We start from the raw sequence: 19,551 nt of genomic DNA on the forward strand, positions 1-19,551 counted from the left end.
TCCGCTCGTCGAACCCCGCCCGGGCCGGTGGTGCGCGCCCTGTCGATCCGCCAGGATGGGCGGGGCGACAGTGGGCCGTCGCCCCGGCCCGACCCGCCCCCGTGCCCGCTGAGGAGTGCCGTGCCGTCCACCCTGCTCTCCCGCCGTGACCTCGATTTCCTGCTGCACGAATGGCTGCGGGTGTCCGAGCTCGTCGAGCGCCCCCGCTACGCCGAGCACTCCCGGGAGACCTTCGACGACGCCCTGGATCTCGCCGAGCGGGTGGCCACCGAGCAGTTCGCCCCGCACAACCGCGCCGCCGACCTGGCCGAGCCCACCTTCGACGGGCAGCGGGTGCGGCTGATCCCGCAGGTCCGTGCGGCGTTGGACAGCTTCGCCGAGACGGGCCTGCTCACCGCCGGGCTGGACGCCACGGTCGGTGGCCTGCAACTGCCGCACGCCGTCGCGGCGGCTTGCTTCACCTGGTTCCAGGCCGCCAACGTGGCCACCTCGGCGTACCCGTTCCTCACCCTGGGCAACGCCAACCTGCTGCTGGCCCACGGCAGCCCCGAGCAGGTGGACACCTACGTCCGGCCCATGCTGGACGGCCGGTTCTTCGGCACCATGTGCCTGTCCGAGCCGCACGCCGGCAGCTCACTGGCCGACATCACCACCCGCGCCGAGCCGCAGGCGGACGGCACGTACCGGCTGTTCGGCACCAAGATGTGGATCTCCGGTGGTGACCACGAGTTGGCCGAGAACATCGTCCACCTGGTGCTGGCGCGCATCCCTGGCGCGCCGCCCGGGGTCAAGGGCATCTCGCTGTTCATCGTGCCCAAGGTGCTGGTCGGCGCGGACGGGTCGCTCGGCGAGCGCAACGACGTGGTGCTGGCCGGGCTCAACCACAAGATGGGGTTCCGGGGCACCACCAACACCCTGCTCAGCTTCGGCGACGGCGCGCACACACCGGCCGGCCGCGCCGGAGCGGTCGGCCACCTGGTCGGTGCGCCGCACCAGGGTCTGGCGCAGATGTTCCACATGATGAACGAGGCCCGGATCGGGGTCGGGGCGGGCGCGACCGCGCTGGGTTACACCGGCTATCTCAAGAGCCTGGCGTACGCCAAGGAGAGGCCGCAGGGTCGGCCGGTCGGCGCGAAGGACCCGGCCACCGCGCAGGTGCCGATCATCGACCACCCCGACGTACGACGGATGCTGCTGGCCCAGAAGAGCTACGTGGAGGGGGCGCTGGCGCTGGTGCTCTACTGCGCGCGGCTGCTCGACGAGCAGAAGACCGCCCCGGCCGAGGCCGACCGCGAGCGCGCGCACCTGCTGCTGGACGTGCTCACCCCGATCACCAAGAGTTGGCCGTCGCAGTGGTGCCTCACCGCCAACGACCTGGCGATCCAGGTGCTCGGAGGGGCTGGTTACACCCGCGACCACGATGTGGAGCAGCACTACCGGGACAACCGGCTCAACCCGATCCACGAGGGCACCCACGGCATTCAGGCCCTGGATCTGCTGGGGCGCAAGATGATCATGCAGGGCGGCGCTGGTCTTGCCCTGCTGACCACGACGATCGGTGACACTCTCGAGCGGGCCCGAAAGGTCGGGGGAGAGGCGGCGGAGCTGGCGGACCGGCTGGCCGCCTCGGTGGACCGGGTCACCGCTGTCACCCGTCGACTGTGGGCCGACGGTGATCCGGTGCTGGCGCTGGCCAACGCCAGCGCCTACCTGGAGGCCGCCGGTCACGTCGTGATCGCGTGGATGTGGTTGGAGCAGGTGCTGGCGCTGCCGCCGGAGGGGGCCGGCGACGCGTTCCACGCCGGCAAGCGGCAGGCCGCCCGCTACTTCTTCGCTGTCGAGCTGCCCCGGACCGGGCCGCAGTTCGACCTGCTGGAGAGCCGGGACCGGACCACGCTCGACATGCGCCCGGACTGGTTCTGACCGGCCCCGTCGCCCGTCACCGTCGGCGGGACTGGTGGCTCACGGCCTGCCGCCCCTTGACGACGCCCCAGACGATCACGATCACCAGCGCGATCACACCGATGATGATCAGCCAGCGGACCGCCTCGAGGATCAACCCGAGCAGGATCAGCACGCCGGCGACCACGCCGACAACCCAGAGCAGTGCACGCATGTCGACCTCCCGTAACCGGCCGCGCCTGGTGCGGCCGGCCCCGGCTTCTCGTTCCCCGTCCGGCCGACACCATGCGCGAGCGGCATACCCGAGTCGATCAGGGCCCGGTACGCGCCACGTAGACGGTGTTGGCCGACTCCCCGCCGGTCAGAGGATTGGCGAACGGTACGACATGCGCGCGGACGCTCGCGAACACCTCGGTGAGCGCGGCGGTGAACTCGGCGTCCGGCGGGTCGTCCGACCAGAGCGCGAAGACGCCCTCGGGGCGCAGCAGGGCGGTCAGGCGGTGCAACCCGGCCGGCGGGTAGAACGCCGCGTGGCTCGGGTGCAGGACGTTGCGCGGGGAGTGGTCGACGTCGAGCAGCACCGCGTCGAACCGCCGACCGGGCACCTCGGTGTCGAAGCCGGTGTCACCGGCCACCGCCGCGAAGAAGTCGGCCTGCACGAAGCGGGTCCTGGGGTCCTCGGCGAGCCCCGCCGCGAACGGCAGCAGTCCTCGTTGGTGCCAGTCGATCACGTCCTCGATCGCCTCCACCACGAACAGTGAGCGCACCCGGGGGTCGCCCAGCGCGGCGCAGGCGGTGTAGCCCAGCCCGAGACCGCCGACCACCACGTCGAGCGAGTCACCGGCCACCTCGGCGAGCCCCAGCCGGGCCAGCTCGATCTCCGCGACCGGGAAGAGGCTGGACATCAGGTACTCGTCGTCGAGCTTGACCTCGTACACCTCGACCTGGAGTGCCGGGTCCCGGCGTCGGCGCAGGCTGATCGCGCCGATCGGGGTCTCCCGCCAGGCCAGCTCTTCGAAACGCGCGCCCACGGGTGCCCTCTCGCCGCCGGATTCGTCCACGGATGGTAGCGGTTGCCCCGCGACGGGCGGCCACGCAGGGTCCGCAGGAGATCGACGCAGCGCATATCCTGTGCCCGGCCGATCCACCGGAGGGGACTCATGCCGTCGCGGCAGGACCAGCTGCACTCCTACCAGTTCAGCGTCCAGCGGGCAGTCGCCGCCCTGGTCATGCGGGAGACCGACCCCGCGCAGTCGCCGTTTCGGCGGCTGGCCGGCGCCGGCCTGGCCAGCGTCCTGGTCGCGGCGATCGGGCTCGGTGGTTTCGCCCTCTACGGCCTGTTCGCCGGCGGCGGCAAGGGGTGGCGCGACCCGGGCGCGGTGATCGTGGAGAAGGAATCCGGCGCCCGGTTCGTCTACCGCGAGCAGAAGCTGCACCCGGTGCTCAACTACGCCTCGGCGCTGCTCATCGTCGGTGCGGACCGGTCGAAAACCGTCCTGGTGTCCCGACGCACGATCGACGGGGTCCCGCGCGGGTTGCCGTTGGGCATCGCCGACGCACCCGACTCGCTGCCCGCCCCGGGCCGGCTGGCCGCCACTGCGTGGACGGTCTGCTCGACGGTCCCGGCCGGCGCGGGCGTCGAGGCGCCCCACTCGGCGTTGCTGATCGGCACCGAGCCCGACGGCGGTCGGCCGTTGGGCGACGACGCGCTGCTGCTGCGCCACCCCGACGGTGGGCTGCACCTGGTCTGGCACCAGCGGCGCTACCTCGTCCGTGATCCCAGCCGGGTGCTGGCGGCGCTCGCCACCACCCGGGCCCAGGCGGTCCCGGTGGCGCCGGCACTGCTCAACTCGCTGCCCGCCGGCACCGACCTCGCCCCGCTCGATCTGCCCGCGCTGGCTCGGCCCGCCACCCGGGTGCCGGGTGCCGCGATCGGCACGGTCTACCTGGTGAGCAACTCCGGTGGCGGCCGGCAGTACGCGGTGGCGCTCGACGCCGGCCTGGCCGGCATCACCGAGTTGCAGGCGGGGTTGTTGCTGGCCCGCACCGGGCAGGTCGAGCCGGTGCCGATGACGTTGGGTCAGTTCGCCGCGCTGCCCACGGTGCCTGATCTCGCCCCGACCGGCCCGAACGCCCCGCCACCGACCCCGCCCCGGCTCGCGGCCGGCGACGGCGGGGCGCTCTGCACCCGCATCGGCGACGACGGCGGGGTTGGTGAGGTGCGCTGGGGCGTACCGCTGCGGGACCTGACCGCCGTGCCCCGCACCGCGCCGACCGGCGGCGCGGTGCTGGCCGACCACGTGGTGGTGGAACCGGGCCGCGGCGCGGTGGTCGAGGCCGCCGCGGCGCCCGGCGCAACCGGCGGCGCGGTCTCCGTGGTCACCGACCTGGGCCGACGGTACGTGCTGGCCGACCGGGAGGTGCTCCCGATGCTCGGCTACCGCGACGTGCGGCCGGTGCGGCTACCGGCCGGGCTGGTCAGCCTGGTGCCCGCCGGCGCCACCCTCGACCCGGCCGCCGCCCGCGCCGTCGCCGCCCCCGACTGAGGACGACCCGGCCCGCGCCGGGCGGCGGGGCAGCGGTGATCAAGAGGTTTGCGTCAGGCTGGCGCCAAGTTCTGACGCAAACCTCTTGATCACCGGGAGGCAACGCGCGGCCGCCGGTGTCAGTCGGCCGGGCGGCGCAGGACGGTGACCGCGAACGGGGCGTCGTCGCGCCACGGGCGCAGGTCCCAGGTGGCGAAGCGCTGCTCCACGCGCAGCCCGGCGGCCACCGCGTCGGCGTCGAACGCGGTCAGCGGGTAGCCGCGCTCGGTGCCGAAGCCCACGGTCAGCACGCCATCGGGTCGCAGGTGCGCGGCCACCCGGCGCAGCACCGCCGGTTCGGTGCCGACGGCGACGAAGGCGAGCACGTTGCCGGCCAACACCGCCGCGTCGAACGGCTCCGCCTCACCCAGCGCCGGTAGATCCAGCTCGGCGAGGTCGGCGACCAGCCACGTCGGACCGGGATAGTCGGCGCGGGCCGCATCCACCAGCGCGGGATCGGCGTCCACGCCGACCACCGTGTGCCCCCGCTCGGCCAGCGCGGCACCGACGCGGCCGGTGCCGCTGCCGGCGTCGAGAATCCGGGAGCCGGGCGCGACGAGGGCGTCCACCAGTCGGGCCTCGCCGGCCAGGTCCGCGCCCTCGGCCACGAGCTTGCGGAACCGGTCGATATACCACTGTGAGTGCTCGGGGCCGGTGTCGGTCGCCCAGCGGGTCGGGTTGGCCATGAGGCCACCGTAACCGGGCCGGTGGGGGCCTGGCGGGCGACCCGGACGAGACGATCATCCCTTCTCCGCGCCGCTGGTCAGCCCCTCGGTGAGCAGCCGTTCGCTGGCGAAGAAGAGGATCACGATGGGCAGGGTGAGCACGACCGACCCGGCCATCAGCACCGTCTTGGGGACCTCCACCCCGTCGGCGAGCAGGGACAACCCGAGTGACACCGTCCACCGGTTGGGCTTGTCGACCAGGAACAGCAGGGCGAAGAGGAACTCGTTCCAGGCGATCATGAAGTCGTAGAGCGCGACCGCCATGATCGACGGCATCGCCAGGGGCAGGCTGACGCGCCGAATGATGCCGAGCCGACCGGCGCCGTCGATGGCGGCGGACTCCTCCAGACTGACCGGGATGGTCTCGAAGTAGTTCTTCAGCATGTAGACCGACACCGGCAACGTCTGCGAGATGTAGACCAGCACCAGACCGAACAGCGAGCCGCGCAGCCCGGCCCGGGTGAAGACCACGAACAGCGGGATCGCGATGACGATCGACGGAAACAGGTAGACCGCCAGGAACAGGAAGTCCACCTGCCGCCGGCCGAAGAACCGCAGCCGGGCCACCGCGTACGCGCCGGGGATCGCGACCAGGAGGGTGAGCACTGTCGCCGCGACGGCGACCAGCCCACTGTTGCGGATGAAGGTGAGGAAGCCCTGGCCGCCGTCGTCGGTGGCCTTGAGCACCTCGGCGTAGGTGGCCACGGTCAGCTCACCGAACCCGACCACCAGCGCGCCGGGGTCGAGCAGCAGCCGCTCGATGGGGCGCACCGAGAGCACCAGCATGTAGTAGAAGGGGAACACCGTGATCACCAGGAACACGGCGATCACCAGGCGGCGCAGCCAACGCAGGCTCACCGTCTCGACCACGTCCCGGTCCATCAGCCCACCCTCCGTCCGAAGAAGCGCAGATAGATCAGCACGAACACGATGAGCACCACCGCCAGCACGACCGCCTGCGCGGCGGCGGCCCCGATGTCGGTACGGGCGGTGAGGAACTCGTACACCCGCACGCTGACCACCTCGGTGCCGGCTGCACCGCCGGTGAGTAGGTAGACGTCGTCGAACTTGTTGAACGTCATGATGAAGCGCAGCACGCCCAGCAGGGCGATCACCGGCAGCAGTTGCGGCAGCAGGATGTGCCGGAACCGCTGGGTGGGGGTGGCGCCGTCGACCCGGGCGGCCTCCTCCAGCTCGCCGGGCACCGCCTGGAGCCGGGCCAGCAGGAACAGGAACGCGAACGGGAAGTACCGCCACGCCTCGAAGACAATCACCGTGGCCAGTGCGGTCGACTCCTGGGTGAGGAACGGCACCGGGGCGTCCCAGCCGAGCAGGCGTTGACCCCACGCGTTGACGATGCCGAGCTGTGGGTCGAGCATCACCTGCCAGACGAACGTCACAGCGACCACCGGTGCCACGTACGGCAGCAGCATGGACGCCCGGACGAGGGTGCGGCCCCGGAACGGCCGGCGGACGACCAGGGCGGCCACCAGGCCGAGCAGGATCGACCCGACGGTGCCGCCGATGCTGTAGATCAGCGTGACCCACAGTGTCTCGGCGAAGCCGGGGGTGTGCAGCACCCGGTCGATGTTGTCCATGGTGAACTCGCCGAACAGGCCGGTCTTGCGCAGCGTGGCCAGCCGGACCCGCTGGAAGGCGAGCACCACTGTCCACACGATCGGGATGCCGATGACCGCGATGGTGACGAGCAGGGTCGGTGCGACCAGCGCGAGCCCGGCCCGGGATTCGCGGCGGCGCAGGGTCAGCGGTCGGCGCCGGGGTGGCGCCGGCCGCTCCCTGGTGGGGGAGCGGCCGGGGCCGGGCGCGGTGGTGGTCAATTGACGCCCGCCTTGATGGCGTCCACGTCCTTCGTGGCGCGGTTGGCGGTGGCCGCCGCGTCGGACTTGCCGGAGACGAGGTCGCCCAGCACCTTGGGCACCGGCAATTCGCCGAGCATGGCGCCGACGAGTTTGCCCTGCCCCTGGGTGAGGCCCCAGCGCCCGAAGGTGTCCGGGCTGCGGCGCAGTGTGGCCAGGACCTCCTCGCCGTACACGTCGGTGAGGGGCTTCTTCGCGTCCACGCCGGCCTGGCTGGTGTTCCAGGCGGTGAGGTACGCCTCGGGCTCGGCCGTGGTGCCCTTGCGCACCGGGAAGCGGCCCTCGGGGGACATGCCGAACCAGCGCGGGTAGCCGTCACCGAGCATGTACTCCACGAAGGACTTGGCCGGGTCGGCTGCCGCGCCGTCGAGCACCGCCCAGGAGCTGATCTCGCCGTACTGGGCCGGCTCGGTGCCGTTCGGGCCCTTGATCGCGGTCACGAACCCGCTGTTCTTCGCGAGGAACGCCGGGTCCGCCTGGCACTGGGGGCAGGTCGGCTTGGCGTCGTTGCGCAGCCCGGCCAGCTCGTCGAGGATGAACGGGGACCAGATCACCATGGCCGCCTTGCCCGCGAAGTAGGTGGCCCGGGTGGTGTCCACGTCCTGCGCGCCCTTCACCGAGCTGGTGCGGATCAGGTCACCGTAGAAGCGGAACGCCTCGACGCACTGGGGCGAATCCAGTGTCACCTTCCCCGAGTCGTCGGTGAGCTGGCAGCCGTTGGCCAGCGCCAGGTGCTCGAAGGTCTGCTGGGTGAACACGTCGCTGGGGGCGGTCGCCGCGGTGATGCCGGCGACGCCGCCGGTGTTCAGTCGGGCCGCGGCGGCGGTGATCCGCTCGTACGTGTCGGGGGCGGGCAGGCCGGCCGCGGCGAACAGGTCCTTGCGGTAGACGAGCAGCTGCCCCCACCCGTCACTGGGCACGGAGAGCTGTTTGCCGTCGTCGGAGGTGAGCTCCAGCGCTCGCGGGGAGAACGTCTGCTTGCCCAGCTTGTCGACGACCTCCGCGTTCGCCGAGGCGTGTAGCAGTTCGTTGCCGGCAAGCGTACGGATGCCGGCGAGGGAGACCGACCCGACCACATCGGGCAGGTCACCGGCGGCGGCGTTGGCGGCGATCAATGAGGGGAACTGGTCCTCATTGACGGTCACGAGATCGACCTGGATCCCGGTCTTGGCGGTGAAGTCGGCGATGATCGCCTTGGTGGCGGTGACCCGGTCGGCCACGTCTTCCAGGCTCCAGACGGTGATCTTCTTGCTGTTGCTGTCGGGTTCATCGTCGCCGCAGGCCAGCAGGGTGGACGTAGTCAGTGCCAGGATCAGGGTGGTGGCGAGTATCCGCCTCGGAGGTGCAGACATCGATGGCACTCCTCTCGAAGGGTACAAGAAGGATCCAACACCTTCGATTGATCAATAGCAAGACATATCGCGATTTTTTGCTATCCTGGAGCCCAGTGCTACCGGGATGTGACACATGGGCAACTGGGTGGTCTCTCTCGCCGGGCCTCGACGCATCAGCCTCGAGCCCTGCCCGCCGGATCCGCTCGGCCCCGGCCAGGTCCGAGTCCGCACCTGTTACTCGGGCATCTCCGCCGGCACCGAGCTGACCCTCTACCGGGGCAGCAATCCCCGGCTCAGCAAGGACTGGGACGACGCCGCACGGATGTTCGTCCCCCGACAGACGCCGGTGCCGTACCCGTTGATCGGCTTCGGCTACGAAGAGGTCGGGGAGGTCATCGAGGTCGCGCCGGAGGTCACCGACCGGCATCCGGGGCAGCTCGTCTGGGGCATCTGGGGGCACCGGGCCGAGGCGGTGCTCGCCGCCGACGCGGTCCGTGCGCTCCCCAGCGGGCTGGATCCGCTCGCCGCGGTCTTCGCCCGCCCCGGCGCCATCGCGCTGACCGCCGTGCTCGCCGGTGACCTGCACCTCGGCGACTGGGTCGGCGTCTTCGGCCAGGGCGTCATCGGGCTGCTCGCCACCCGGCTCGCGGTGCTCTCCGGGGCCCGGGTGGTGGCCGTCGACACGGTGCCCGCCCGGCTGGAGCACGCCGCCCGTTACGGCGCGCGATCCACGGTGGATGCCACTGTCACCTCCGCCGCCGCCGTGCTGCGCCAGGCCACCGTCGGCCGGGGGGCCGACGTCTGCCTGGAGTTGTCCGGCGCGTACCCGGCGCTGCACGAGGCGATCCGCTCCACCGCCCACGCCGGCCGAGTCGTGGCCGCAGGCTTCTACCAGGGCCAAGCCGATGCGCTCGGCCTCGGCGAGGAGTTCCACCACAACCGCATCCAGTTGGTGGCCGCCCAGGTCTCCGGGCCCACCCCCGCGCCGAGCATGGCCGGCCGGTGGACCGGAGACCGGGTCGCGCAGACCTTCATGGACCTGGTGGCCGACCGCAGCGTCGACCCGCTGCCGCTGGTCAGCCACATCGTCGACGCCAGCGCGGTCGCCGACGCCCTCGCGCTGCTCGACCGCGGCGCCGGTGACGTCCTCCAAGTCGTGCTGAGGTTCTCATGACCACCATCGCGCTGGCCTGTCAGGAACAACTCCTGCCGGGCACCAACCTGATCCAGAAGTACGCCCTCGCGGCCGCCCTCGGCTACCAGGGCATCGAGCTACGCGGCCGCGGCGACCTGGCGTTCGCCCGCCGGCTGCCCGAGCTGCGCCGGGCCCGCGCCGCCGGGGTGGTGATGCCCACCGTCTGCGTCGAGATGGACCACTTCATCGGCGACTTCGACCCCGCTCGGTCCGCCGACGCCGTCCGCAACCTGCGCTCCCAGCTCTCGGTGATCGCCGAGCTGGGCGGCGTCGGGGTGATGACCCCGGCCGCCTGGGGGATGTTCTCCCGGCGACTGCCGCCGTTCGAGCCGCCCCGCCCGCCGGACGGCGACCGGCAGGTGCTCCTCGACGCCCTCGGCGAGCTGGGCGAACACGCCCAGGCCGAGGGCGTCACCCTCTTCCTGGAACCCCTCAACCGGTACGAGGACCACATGGTCAACCGTCTCGACGAGGCGGTGGCGCTCTGCGCCGCGCTCGGGCTGCCGTCGGTCCGGGTGGTCGCCGACACCTTCCACATGAACATCGAGGAGGACGACGTGCACCGCGCGCTCCGCGCCGCCGCGCCGTACCTCGGGCACGTCCAGGTCAGCGACTCCAACCGGTACCAGCCCGGCGCTGGGCATCTGGACTGGCCGGCGCTGGTGCGAACCCTGCTGGAGCTGGACTACCGGGGCTGGCTGGCGCTGGAGTGCCGGCTCCGCGGCGACCCGGTCCGGGCCCTGCAACAGGCCGCCACGGTGCTGCGACACGCGCTGCCCCGGCGGGCCGCCGCGTGACCGCCGACGCGAGGCTGACCAGCGTCGGCGTGCCCGCCGATGCCGAGCCGACCAGCGTCGGCGTGCCCGCCGACGTCGGTGCGACGCGCGCCGGCGCGGGTGGCCCGGCCGACGCGGCCGGGCTGCGTCGGCTCGCGGTCGACACGCTCGACGCCAACTGGGAGCACGACCACACGGTGCCCTCGCGCACGCTCTACCCGCACCAGTGGAGTTGGGACTCCGCGTTCATCGCGATCGGGTTGGCCCAGGTCCGTCCCGACCGTGCCTGGCGGGAGCTGGCGAGCCTGTTCCGGGCGCAGTGGGCCGACGGACGGGTGCCACACATCGTGTTCAACCCGGCGCTGCGGGTCGGCGCGTACTTCCCGGGGCCGGAGATGTGGCGTTCGGCCGACGTGCCGGGCGCGCCGACGGTGGCCACGTCCGGCCTGGTCCAGCCGCCGGTGCACGCGCTCGCCGCCTTGCTGGCGTACCGGCGGGCGCCCGACCCCACCGGCCTGGCCGCGCTGCGCCGGCTCTATCCGGCGCTGGTCGCCCAACAGCGTTACCTCGCCGACCGGCGGGACGTCGCCGGTGACGGGCTGGTCTGCATCGTGCACCCGTGGGAGTCCGGGTTGGACAACAGCCCGGCGTGGGACGAGCCGATGGCCGCGGTGCCGGCCGAGGCGGCCGTCATGCGCGCGTACCGTCGGCACGACACCACGCACGCCGACGCCGCGCACCGCCCCACGGACCTGGACTACGCGCGCTACCTGGCGATCGTCGCCGCCTACCGCGACCACGGCTACTCCGACCGCGACCTGGCCGCCGGTCACCCGTTCCTGGTGGAGTGCCCGCTGTTCAACGCGGCGTTCGGGGCTGCCGAACACGCCCTCGCCGAGATCGCCGCGCTCGTCGGCGACGACCCCGGGCCGCACCGGGCCCGCGCCGCCCGCGTCACTGACGCTCTCCTCCGCCGGCTGTACGACCCGGAAACCGGCACGTTCCAGCCTCGTGACCTGCGCACCGGCCGCCTCGTGAGCACCCGTACCGTGCTCGGGCTGACCCCCCTGATCCTGCCCGACCTGCCGACCCGGCAGGCCGACGCGCTGGTCGTCGAGGCCCGGTCGGCCCGCTTCGGGGTGGCCCGGCGGATGGACCGGCCGCTACCCACCTACGACCGCACCGCGCTCGACTTCGAGCCGCTGCGCTACTGGCGTGGGCCGAGCTGGCTCAACATCGGCTGGCTGGTCCGGCGAGGGCTGCTCGGGCATGGGCACCCGGAATTGGCCGCCGGGCTGCGCCGTTCGATGATCGGTCTGGTCGCCGCGGCCGGCTGCCACGAGTACTTCCACCCGGACACCGGCGCCGGGCTGGGCTCACCGGCGTTCAGTTGGACCGCCGCGCTGCTGCTCGACCTGCTCGCCGACTGAGCGCGGTGCCGGGTGGTAGCGTCCCCGATCCCGGCGGCCGTAAGGAGCATCGTGCGCGAGATCGACAAGGTGGCCTGGATCCTCGTCGAGGACGGTCGGGTGCTGAGCACCCGGTCGGTGGGCAAGGACGTCTGGTACCTGCCGGGTGGAAAGCGCGAGCCGGGCGAGACTGACCTGGAGACCCTGCGTCGGGAGATCCACGAGGAGTTGAGCGTCGAGGTCGACTGGCCCGGCGCCGTGCACCTGGGCACCTTCTCCGCTCAGGCGCACGGCCACACGGCCGGCATCACCGTGCGGATGACCTGCTACCGGGCCGGCTATCGGGGACAGCTCAGGCCGGCCAGCGAGATCGCCGAGATGGCCTGGCTCGGGTACGCCGACCGGCACCGCACCTCACCGGTCGACCAGATCATCTTCGACCACCTGCTGACCGAGGGTCTGCTGGTCTAGGACAGTTTGTCGCGGCCGGCCAGGGGTAACCGCCCGAGCGTGACCGACGGCGACGGGTTCCCGTACTTCATCGACGCGGTGTCCCAACGGTCCGGCCTGCCGGCCGAGGAGGCCGCCGTGCTCGCCCGCGCCGTGCTCCAGACGTTGGCCGAGCGGGTGACCGGCGACGCGCCCGGCGACCTCGTCGGGCACCTTCCGAACGAGGTCGACGGCTACCTGAGCGGCCCGGCCCCGGATGCCGCCGGGGCCTCCGGCCCGGCACCGGCCGAAGCCCTCGGCCCCCCGGATGCCGGCGCCGATGGGTTGACCAGCGGGGTGGGCCTGGAGGTCGGCGGTGCCGGCGCGACCCCGATGGAGGCCGGCCCGACGGAGTTCCTTCGTCGGGTGGAACAGCGCGCCGGGGTGGACCCGGCCACCGCCCGGGCCGGAACCGGCGCCGTCTTCGCCACGTTGCGTACGGCGATGACGGTGCGGGAGTTCCGGGAGATGGTGGCGCGGCTACCACGCGACGGTGGGTTCTGACCCGACCTCGTGTCGGGATTGTCGGTACTGGCCGGGACGCGGCGTGGTACGAGTGCTCGGTGGATCCTGATGGTCGCCGCCGACCCGACGTCACCCGCCCGGGGCGTGGGCGGGTGGTGGGACGAGTCAGGGCGGCCGCTGCCCGGGTTCGCGGTCGCGGTGGCCAGGCGGGGCGGCTGCGGCTCAGTCAGCTGGAAGTCGCACTGGTGATCTCGGTGCAGGCGGGCCTCGCCGCGGCTCTGGCCTGGGCGATCGGGCACAACGTACTGGGCAACCCCGCGCCGATCTTCGCGCCCTCGGCGGCCGTGGGCACGATCGTCGCCGCGCTCGGTCAACGTGCCCACCGCACTGTCGAACTGCTGGTCGGGGTCGGCCTCGGTATCGCCACCACCGACTTCCTGCTGTCCTTTCTGGGCACCGGGTTCTGGCAGACCGGGTTCGTCGTCGGGTGCGCGATCTTCGCCACGCTCGTGCTGTTCGGGCGCAGCGGTGCCGCCGTCGGTCAGGCGGGCGGCACGGCGGTGCTGCTCGCCGCCCTCAGCCCCGCCCAGCAGGACCTTGAGTGGCCCCGGATCGTCGAGGCGATGGTCGGTGGCGTCGTGGGTCTCGTGGTGGTCGCGGTGCTGGTGCCGCTGAACCCGATGCGGATTCTCGACCGGGACGCCGCGCCGATCTACCAGTGCCTCGCCAGGCAACTGCGGGAGGTCTCCGCCGCGTTGCGTACCGGGGATCAGCAGCGGGCGGTCCGCGCGTTGGACGCGCTGCGCGCCATGGGCCCCGACCTCGAACGCATGCACCAGGCGCTGAGCGGTGCCGAGGAGGTGGTGAGCCTCGCGCCCGCCCGGTGGCTGCGCCGTCAGGATGTGGAGCGGTTCGCGCGTGCCAGCCAGCACGTGGAACGCGTCATCGAACACGGCCGGGGCGTGGCCCGCCGGTCGGCGATGGCGTTGCAGTACAACGAGCCGATCCCCGCCGAGCTGCCGGCCAGCGTCGGGAGACTCGCCGACGCGGTCGAACTGCTGCGCCGGGAACACCGGGCCGGCCGGCCGACCGAGCGCACCCGGCAGGCCGCACGCGACGCCGTCTACCAGGCCGGTCGCGCGAGGGCGCGGGGAGTCGACGAGTTCGGCGACGCGGTGGTGACTCAACTGCGCACCGCCGCCAGCGACCTCCTGCGGGCCACCGGATGCGATCCGACAACCGCTAACCAGGTGGTACGGGAGGCAGAGCAGCACGGCGAGGAGTCGCTCCGGCCGGGTGGCGGCGCACCCGAATGAGCGCCGCCTCGTAGTCGCTGAGCCGGGGCCGAGCGGGGTCGGGCGGTTGTCAGCCCAGGAGTGCCCTGGTGACGTCGGCCCGGTTGAGGGCCGCCACGCACCAGGCGAAGTGGCCGTCCTGACCCTCATGCGAGCGGTCGGCGGCCGACAGAGCGGGTTGAGGAATTGACGCTCTGTCAGGTATTTTCGCCTCCTCATGCGAGCAACACAGGGCTGGGTGAGGAGGGATCCGCTTTCGGATTTTCGGTTCCTGCGAAGTCCGGCACTCGTGGATCCCGCCGAATGCGACCCTTCACGCGGCGAACGGTCCATGCGACTCCACGACGGACGGATCATTTAGCGTCATGTTGCGGATGGTCCGATCGCAGTTGCGGAACACACCAGGCCGGAGCCTCGCAGTGTTCTCCGCTGTACTGGTCGCGACCACCGGGTTCACCGTGCTCACGGGTGCCGCGAGCACCTCCCGGCTGGTCGCGAGCGGTTCCGTCGACGGGCAGTTCCGTCCGTCGTACGACATCCTGGTCCATCCCGCGGCACCGGCCACCGGCCTGCTCCACCAGGACCGGCCCACCGCGGCCTACGGCGGCATCGGGCTGGACCAGTGGCGGCTGATCGAAGGGATCTCCGGCGTCGAGGTGGCCGCCCCACTGGCGGTCCTGGGCATCGCCGATCTCCGAGTCGAGCCGCGGGTGGACCTGACCGACCAGGTCGACAGGTCGACTGAGCGGCAGGTCATCGAGGTCGCTCCCCGGATCAGCGGCGAGCGCGGGCTGAGCACGTTGACGGCGGCGCCAACCTACGTCTATGTGTCGCGACGGCCGCTGGTGCCGCTGGCGGACATCAGCGACCAACGGTTCGTATACGCCGATGGCACCCGGGTCCGCCAGGCCACGTCCGCCGCCGAGTGCCCCGGCACCGGTGGCGGCGGCACGTTGGAGGTGCAGCCCGACGGCCAGCGTCGTCAGGTGTGCGACATCGCCGCCGGCAGCTTCGATCCCGACGTCCGGCGGACCCAGGTCAGTGACATCGAGACATACCAGTTGCTCTCGGACGGCACCTTCCGGCGTGCCTCCGTCTTCACGTCCGGCCGTCCGGCGTCCGTGGTGCCCCCCACCGCCCGGCTGGAAATCCGGCTGCCAAAGGTGCTACCGATGCTCGTCGCCGCGATCGATCCGGCGGCTGAGGCGCGTCTGGTCGGCCTAGACCGGGCGGTACGCCAGGGTCGCTACCTGACCGGCACCGATGCCGTCGCTTCGGCGGCCCCGGATTCCCTGTCCTCCACCTTGCCCACGAGCAGCCCGGCCGGCCGGACGCTGCCGGTGCTCGCCGCCGACGACATCGCCATGGACGAGCGGGTGGACATTGCCGTGTCCCGGCTGACCGGCCGGGCCGCCGATCAGGTGCCCGGCACCGCGACTCAGGCGCTCTGGCCGCTGCTGCACAACTCGGCGACGGGCCCGCCGCAGGCGCTCCAGCATGACCTGGCGCAGATCTACCGCGCCCGGCTCGACTCCGCACTGTCCGAGCAGGCCCCACTGGCCGGCATCATGGCCCTGCTCCGGCCCGGGCCGCCGACCTACTCGCCGCAACCTGACGGGGGCGATCGGATGCTGCCCCGATCCGACGGAGTCGAATCGGCCGACCCCACGATCGACGACGTGTGGCGAGACTCGTGGTTTAGTACGGGCGGTGTCGGGACGGCAGATCCGGTGAGTCTGCTCGGGCAGTCGTCGTGGTCGGTCACCGCGGTGGGCAGCTTCGCACCGGATGCGCTCGAATCCACCGCCGGCGCCGCGCAACAGGCCCTCGACCTCTACCGTCGGACCCCGCCGGTGGGTGCCGACGCACGCTCCCGGGGCTTGCTCGGCGACCGCCCACTGCTTCCCGGAGACGACCCGCTCGGTTATCCGCGTCGCGCGCCCAGTCTGGTGACCAACCTGACCGTGGCCGGTGAGCTGTACGCCAGCGTCGCGCCCGCGTTCGCGGCGGCCCCGGTGAGTTCGGTGCGGGTCCGGGTCGCCGGGATCGACCGGTTCGACGAGGTAACCCGGGAGCGGGTCCGGATGGTCGCTGACGAGATTGTCCGACAGACCGGCCTGACCGTCGAGATCGTGCTGGGTGGCTCGACGGTACGTAGCCCGGTGCTGCTGCCTGCCGGCGAGTTCGGCCGCCCCGAGCTGGACCTGTTGGAGGCACGTACCCGCAAGGGCGTCGCGACCGAAATCGTCACCGCCGTGGATCGCAAGAACATCATGCTGCTCGGGCTGCTGCTTGTGGTCTGCGCTCTGCTGGTCGGCAACGCGGTGTCAACGGCGGTCCGGGTTCGTCGACGTGAACTCGCCGTACTGGCCTGTATTGGCTGGCCCGGCTGGCGGCTGAGCCTGCTGATCCTCGCCGAGACCGCAGCACTGGGGCTGACCGCGGGGTTGCTCGGCGCGGGGCTGTCGATGCCGCTCGGTTGGCTGGCCGGCGTGCAGATCTCCGGCACGGTGACCCTGCTGTGCGTGCCGATTGCGGTGCTGCTGACGGCAGTGGCCAGCGCCCTGCCCGCAGTGCGGGCCGCCCGTACCCGGTCGGCGGAGGCGCTGCAGGCCAGCGCGGCACCGGCCCGGCGAGCCACGGCGCGGAGCCTTGCCGGGCTTGCGGTGGCCAATCTCGTACGAACGCCCGCGCGTACCCTCGCTGGGGCGACGAGCCTGGCGGCCGGCGTCGGTGCGGTAACACTGATCGCCGCCGCGCTCTGGGCGTTCGACGACGGCATGGTCGGCTCGCTGCTCGGCGAGGCGGTCTCTGTGCAGGTGCGCGGGGTGGACCTTGTTGCCGTCGGCGGAGTGCTGCTGTTCGGGGTGCTCGGCGTGGCCGACGTGCTGTACCTCAACGTGCGGGAGCGAGCGGCCGAGTTCGCCACGCTGAGGGCCGTCGGCTGGCCTGATTCCGCGCTCAACCGGCTCCTGATCTACGAGGCGCTCGGCGTCGGAGTGCTCGGCTGCGTCCTCGGGGTCGCCGCCGGCCTCGGCTCCGTCGCCCTGCTGGTCGGCAGGGTGGACGGCCGGCTGGCGATGCTGGCGCTGGCCGTGACCGGGACGGCGCTGCTGCTCACCGTGCTCGCCGCGTTGGTCCCGGCGATCCTGATCCGGCGGTTGCCGACCGCCGCTCTGCTCGCCGACCAATGAGACCGCAGGGCTGATCGGGCTACGACTCCTCGGCCTGGGGGCACCCGTCGGCGGAGATGGTGGCGCGACTGCCGCGCGACGACGATCTCTGACCCGGCCCGGCGGGGTCAGCCCAGGAGTGCACTGGTGACGTCGGCCCGGTTGAGGGCCGCCACGCACCAGGCGAAGTGGCCGTCCTGACCCGTCGGGTCGTAGGCGTTGGCCGTGATCAGCGAGTAGGCGGCCCGGTAGACGAGCAGCGCCGTGCGGTCGTAGCCCAACCGCGCCTCGATCCGGTCGAGGAGCTCGCGTTCGACCTGCGCCGCCTCCGGCCCGTACATGTCGAAGATCGCGGCGGTGACCGCCGCGTCGAACGCCGGGTCACCCTCGGTGGTCAGGAAGCCCCAGTCCAGCACCGCGCTCGGCCGACCGGAGGCGTCGACCAGGATGTTCCCCGGGATCAGGTCACCGTGCAGCACCGCACGCCGGCCACTGTCGACCTCGACCAGACGGCTGGTAATCGCCGCGGCCTTCCGCTCGAAGTCGACGACAGCTCCGCTCAGCACCGGCCGGAAACGCTCGACGCGGCGTTCGGCGAGGCGCGCGAGTGCTACCGCGAAGCCCTCCCCGGCGTTGTACAGCGGAGAATCCTCGCCCAGGACTGCCAACTCACGGGCCGCCGGGAGACCACCGCCGCCCGCGAGCGCGGCCACGATGTCGACAACGATCGTGTACGCGTCCTCGCGGGACACCGCGCCGGCCGCGAGAGCGGCGGCCACTGTCGTTCCGGTCAGCCGCCGCTCGATGGTGACGACTCGACCTTCCACCGATGCCACCTGCGTGATCCGTGGCGCCTGGAACGCCAGCGGCTTCGCGGCCATCGCGTCGTAGAACGCTGCCGCCCGGCGTGACGACTCGACCGAACCGGCGAACCAGATCTTCGCCACCCGCGAGTCGTCTACCTCGTAGACCGCGCCCTCCATGCCCTCACCCAGCAGCTTCGGGGTGGTCGTGCCGATCCACTGCCGGAGCACAGCGGCCAGCTGGTCCTCCGTGAGGTAACTCATGCCTCGGACACCTCCTCGGGCTCGGCGACCCAGGCGGAGAAGACCGGCACCCCGTGCCACGGACCGGTGGCACCATCGGCCCGGGTGTCGGTGGCGACGGCCACCACCGCGTACGGGTGGCCGAAGCGCAGCTCGGCGGTGCGGGCCACGCCCTCCGGCGGCATACTGGTTATCCCGGCCATGCCGGTCACCGCCGCCGCCTCGAAGCCGTACCTGTCGAACCGGGCCACCGCCGTCTGCCGTGCGTTGAATTCGTCCGCCCGCAGCATCATCGCCGTCGCCAGCAAGTCCACCGCGGCCCCGAAGCCAAGCGCCGGGGCGGTCAGGTCATGGTCGCTCCGGGCGGACCAGCAGGGGAGGACGGCGTTGTGCCGCTCTTCGCGGCCGTCGCGGGCCCAGGTGTGTACCCGCTCCTCGGTCAGCGTCCACAGCGGAGTTTCACCGAGCGGCAGGTCGAACAGCGCGCGGCTGCCCGCCGGTGGCGCGCCGTCGGCCGCGCCGGCGCTCAGGTCGTACGCAATGGCCAACACCTCGGCCGGTGGCACCTGCGGCGCGGCGGCCACCGAGAGGACGACCAGCCCCGCGCCGTCGGTCGTCTGGGCGGGTGCGGCGTGCACGATCACGTCACCGACCCGCGCGGTGGACACGATGGCGCAGCGGTGGCCATGGCTCGGGCTGCGCAGTGCCCGCCGTAGTTGGTTGGCCCACGGGCTGTTGGCGCCGAGCGCGCGTGCGTCGGCGACGTCGAACGGGGTCGCCCAGGACACCCGGGTGGCCAACGCGCTGGCCAGGATGAACACCACGCCCGATTCGACCGTCAGGGGAAACGTCTCGATCAGGCCGAGGGTGTGCTCGCGCGCCCAGGCGTCCAACCCGGCCTGATCGGGCAGTACGCCGACCTCGGTCGTGCCGGGCAGCGCGGCCTGCCACGCCGCCGGCCCGTCGTCGCCCTGCCCCGCTCGGTGCCAGAGCGCCGTGGCGGACCCGACCAGCGGGTGCGGCGCGTTCAACAGCGTTCGAGCCACCTCGGCCGCGCTCGGCAGGTCGGTGCCCAGGGCCTGCGCCAGCTCTGCGGCGGCTTCGCCCGCTGCCGCCGGATCGCTGTCGGCCGTCGTGGCAGCGATCGCGAGCAGCAGCCAGGCGCCGAGCGGGGAGGCGACGTGGTGCTGGTCGCCGGCCGTGGCGTGCAGTCGCCCGGCGTACGCGGAGAGCGGCCCGTGCAGATCGGTCCTCATGCCCCTACTCTGCCCGCCAGCCCG

The 19,551-nt window shown here is 72.3% G+C and carries 17 protein-coding genes; 9 read left to right on the forward strand and 8 right to left on the reverse strand.

All coding sequences use genetic code 11. The annotated features are described in order from the left end of the window. The first annotated feature begins 120 nt into the window (after positions 1-120). Entirely contained in the window at positions 121-1,923 is a 1,803-nt protein-coding gene (locus ACQRWP_RS07900; protein ID WP_430501485.1) for an acyl-CoA dehydrogenase, read from the forward strand. A gap of 16 nt (positions 1,924-1,939) precedes the next feature. On the opposite strand, the gene ACQRWP_RS07905 is transcribed toward ACQRWP_RS07900, so the two are convergent. Both ACQRWP_RS07905 and ACQRWP_RS07910 read right to left on the reverse strand, forming a co-directional pair. Then, a complete protein-coding gene (locus ACQRWP_RS07905) occupies positions 1,940-2,116 on the reverse strand; it encodes a hypothetical protein (protein WP_238677404.1) in 177 nt (58 codons plus the stop codon). A gap of 97 nt (positions 2,117-2,213) precedes the next feature. After that, positions 2,214-2,933 (reverse strand): spermidine synthase, encoded by a 720-nt coding sequence (locus ACQRWP_RS07910; protein ID WP_430501486.1) that lies wholly within the window; start codon positions 2,931-2,933, stop codon positions 2,214-2,216. Positions 2,934-3,062: 129 nt separating this feature from the next. On the opposite strand from ACQRWP_RS07910, the gene eccB reads away from it, so the two are divergent. Next, the gene (eccB, locus tag ACQRWP_RS07915) at positions 3,063-4,448 is read left to right on the forward strand and encodes a type VII secretion protein EccB (protein WP_430501487.1); all 1,386 of its coding nucleotides are present in this window, start codon (positions 3,063-3,065) and stop codon (positions 4,446-4,448) included. 119 nt (positions 4,449-4,567) lie between these two features. On the opposite strand, the gene ACQRWP_RS07920 is transcribed toward eccB, so the two are convergent. The 4 genes from ACQRWP_RS07920 to ACQRWP_RS07935 are packed head-to-tail and all read right to left on the reverse strand — an operon-like array spanning position 4,568 to position 8,441. Continuing rightward, a complete protein-coding gene (locus ACQRWP_RS07920) occupies positions 4,568-5,173 on the reverse strand; it encodes a class I SAM-dependent methyltransferase (protein ID WP_238684903.1) in 606 nt (201 codons plus the stop codon). A gap of 54 nt (positions 5,174-5,227) precedes the next feature. Next, complete coding sequence (locus tag ACQRWP_RS07925; RefSeq protein WP_091406739.1) at positions 5,228-6,094, reverse strand: carbohydrate ABC transporter permease; 867 nt, start codon at positions 6,092-6,094, stop codon at positions 5,228-5,230. Then, complete coding sequence (locus tag ACQRWP_RS07930; protein WP_196922626.1) at positions 6,094-7,050, reverse strand: carbohydrate ABC transporter permease; 957 nt, start codon at positions 7,048-7,050, stop codon at positions 6,094-6,096. Before ACQRWP_RS07930 ends, ACQRWP_RS07925 begins: the two co-directional genes overlap by 1 nt. Next, on the reverse strand, positions 7,047-8,441 hold the full coding sequence (locus tag ACQRWP_RS07935) for an ABC transporter substrate-binding protein (protein WP_430501488.1): 1,395 nt from the start codon (positions 8,439-8,441) through the stop codon (positions 7,047-7,049). The genes ACQRWP_RS07930 and ACQRWP_RS07935 overlap by 4 nt, the downstream gene beginning before the upstream one ends. A gap of 115 nt (positions 8,442-8,556) precedes the next feature. Between ACQRWP_RS07935 and ACQRWP_RS07940 the strand changes: the two genes are divergently transcribed. From ACQRWP_RS07940 to ACQRWP_RS07970, 7 genes are all read left to right on the forward strand, one after another. Then, the gene (locus tag ACQRWP_RS07940) at positions 8,557-9,597 is read left to right on the forward strand and encodes a zinc-dependent alcohol dehydrogenase (protein WP_430501489.1); all 1,041 of its coding nucleotides are present in this window, start codon (positions 8,557-8,559) and stop codon (positions 9,595-9,597) included. Beyond that, complete coding sequence (locus ACQRWP_RS07945; RefSeq protein ID WP_430501490.1) at positions 9,594-10,415, forward strand: TIM barrel protein; 822 nt, start codon at positions 9,594-9,596, stop codon at positions 10,413-10,415. Before ACQRWP_RS07940 ends, ACQRWP_RS07945 begins: the two co-directional genes overlap by 4 nt. 62 nt (positions 10,416-10,477) lie before the next feature. Further along, a complete protein-coding gene (locus ACQRWP_RS07950; protein ID WP_430503154.1) occupies positions 10,478-11,824 on the forward strand; it encodes an MGH1-like glycoside hydrolase domain-containing protein in 1,347 nt (448 codons plus the stop codon). A gap of 51 nt (positions 11,825-11,875) precedes the next feature. Beyond that, complete coding sequence (locus ACQRWP_RS07955) at positions 11,876-12,274, forward strand: NUDIX hydrolase (protein ID WP_430501491.1); 399 nt, start codon at positions 11,876-11,878, stop codon at positions 12,272-12,274. A 39-nt stretch (positions 12,275-12,313) separates the two neighbouring features. Then, positions 12,314-12,796, forward strand: a complete 483-nt coding sequence (locus ACQRWP_RS07960; protein WP_430501492.1) for a DUF2267 domain-containing protein — start codon at positions 12,314-12,316, stop codon at positions 12,794-12,796. Positions 12,797-12,855: 59 nt separating this feature from the next. Next, a complete protein-coding gene (locus ACQRWP_RS07965) occupies positions 12,856-14,073 on the forward strand; it encodes an FUSC family protein (RefSeq protein ID WP_430501493.1) in 1,218 nt (405 codons plus the stop codon). 398 nt (positions 14,074-14,471) lie between these two features. Then, on the forward strand, positions 14,472-17,246 hold the full coding sequence (locus ACQRWP_RS07970) for an FtsX-like permease family protein (protein ID WP_430501494.1): 2,775 nt from the start codon (positions 14,472-14,474) through the stop codon (positions 17,244-17,246). Between the two features lie 107 nt (positions 17,247-17,353). Here ACQRWP_RS07970 and ACQRWP_RS07975 read toward each other — a convergent pair whose 3' ends face one another. Both ACQRWP_RS07975 and ACQRWP_RS07980 read right to left on the reverse strand, forming a co-directional pair. Then, on the reverse strand, positions 17,354-18,292 hold the full coding sequence (locus ACQRWP_RS07975; RefSeq protein WP_430501495.1) for a phosphotransferase family protein: 939 nt from the start codon (positions 18,290-18,292) through the stop codon (positions 17,354-17,356). After that, entirely contained in the window at positions 18,289-19,527 is a 1,239-nt protein-coding gene (locus ACQRWP_RS07980) for a hypothetical protein (protein WP_430501496.1), read from the reverse strand. The genes ACQRWP_RS07975 and ACQRWP_RS07980 overlap by 4 nt, the downstream gene beginning before the upstream one ends. Positions 19,528-19,551: the final 24 nt, after the last annotated feature.

Origin of the sequence: Micromonospora trifolii, from assembly GCF_050516465.1 — a bacterium.
GTDB lineage: Bacteria > Actinomycetota > Actinomycetes > Mycobacteriales > Micromonosporaceae > Micromonospora > Micromonospora trifolii.